Raw genomic sequence first — 1,294 nt, forward strand, 5'->3', positions numbered from 1 at the left:
TGGGAGTTCGCTCCGGACGGTTCCTATCTGGAGTTGACGTTGCGTCAGGGCGTCACCTTCCACGACGGTGCGCCGTTCGATGCGGCGGCGGTGGCCGCGAACATCGACCGCGGTAAGACCATGGAGGGCAGTACGGTCGTCGCCGCTCTGAAGAACATCACCGCGGTCGACGTCGTCGACGATCACACCGTCCGCCTGCAGTTGGCGCCCGGAACCGGTGTGGAACTGCCCGGCGTGCTCAGCACCAATGTCGGAATGATGGTCAGCCCGAGAGCTGTCGAGGCGAAGACGGATCTGCGTAACGACCCGGGCCAGAGTGGATCCGGTGCGTACGTTGTGACGAGTTACGTGCCCGAGGAGTCCGTCTCCCTGGCCCGTGTGGAGGGTACGAACTGGGATCCCGAGGCCGGGAAGGTCGCGGGCATGGAGTTCAAGTGGATCTCCGACGCGAGTACCCGACTCAACGGTCTCAAGACCGGTGCCACCGATCTGAGCTGGGTGAGCTCTGCCAACGAGGTGGTCGAGGCGAACTCACTGTCCAAGAGCGGCACGCTGGATGTCACCGAGGTGCCCTTCCGGAACGTCCTGGGCGTGTTCATGCGGGCGCAGGGCGATCTCGCCAAGCCCGAGGTGCGGCAGGCGGTCGCCTCGGCCATCGATCCGGCGGCGATCAGCGCGCTGTTCTCCGAGACCTGCACGCCGAACCGCCAGCTGTACCCGGCCGGTAGCTGGGCGGCCGACCCGTCGTACCGGTACCCGTACCAGTTCGATCTGGAGAAGGCCAAGAGTCTGGTACAGGCGGCCGGCGGCGCCAAGGTCACCCTGACGTTCGCGGCCGGGACCAACACCGAGAAGCCGGCGAACGTCATCCAGTCGACGCTGTCACAGGCCGGGATCGACGCGGAACTCAACCCGGTGCCCAACACGCAGAACGAGCCCCGCTACATCGCCGGTGACTTCCAGTCGATGGTCTCCAACAGCTTCAGCCCCAAGGTCGATCCTGCCGAGACGGTCAACACCTTCGTGACGGGTCCGTACGACCTGGCGAACGGAAACCAGCAGATCAAGGATTTGGCAGCCAAGGCCGCGAATCCGACACTGTCGCAGGACGAGCGGGCGCCGATGTATCACGAGATCTGGGACCTGACGCTGAAGGAAGCGATGTTCGTGCCGATCTGCAACCAGACCAATGCCACCATCTCCACTGCGAAGGTCGTCGGTACCGAGGACATGCCGTGGGTGAACCTGGGCATCTTCGACGTCCGTCACGTGGGCATCACCAAGTAGTCGCACC

Annotated in this window: 1 protein-coding gene; it reads left to right on the forward strand. The window is 64.5% G+C overall.

The features are described 5' to 3' along the window. Nucleotides 1–1,287: ABC transporter substrate-binding protein (locus tag AC1RIF_RS27220; RefSeq protein ID WP_492604499.1), on the forward strand; the 1,287-nt coding region annotated here is incomplete at its 5' end. Between the last annotated feature and the right edge of the window lie 7 nt (nucleotides 1,288–1,294).

Source organism: Prescottella sp. GW823-FHT02E09, assembly GCF_058797375.1.